The sequence below is a fragment of the Xanthomonas albilineans genome (genome assembly GCF_002939705.1).
Lineage (GTDB): Bacteria > Pseudomonadota > Gammaproteobacteria > Xanthomonadales > Xanthomonadaceae > Xanthomonas_A > Xanthomonas_A albilineans.
In genome coordinates this window covers 1-294 of the sequence record NZ_MDCB01000131.1, presented here as the reverse complement: position 1 = coordinate 294, position 294 = coordinate 1, and the positions used below count along the sequence as shown (strand labels likewise).

Genomic DNA, 294 nt, shown 5'->3' with positions numbered 1-294 from the left:
GGTGCCCGTGTTGGTCAGCGTGCCGCTCACATGTGCATCGACATTGGCACCGGCCAGCAGCGCCCCGCCGCTGTCCAGATCGCCCGGATGCAGGCGCAGGTACACCTGTGGCACCAGCGCGGTGGTGGTGCGCCCATCGGGCAGCGTCACCGTCTGCGCCACCAGCCACACGATGTCGCTGGTCAATTGCGCCATCTGCGCTGCCGTCAACGCCACGCCCGGACGCAGGCCCCAGGCCTTGCCCACCGTCGCGCCGGCATCCAGCAGCGCCTGGTATTGCGCTTCGTCGCTGCT

1 protein-coding gene is annotated in these 294 nt (G+C 69.7%); it reads right to left on the bottom strand.

Going from position 1 to position 294, the window contains the following annotated elements; translation table 11 throughout:
- Window positions 1-294 (bottom strand): hypothetical protein (locus XalbCFBP2523_RS16085; protein WP_146084172.1); only part of this gene is annotated, 294 nt, incomplete at both ends.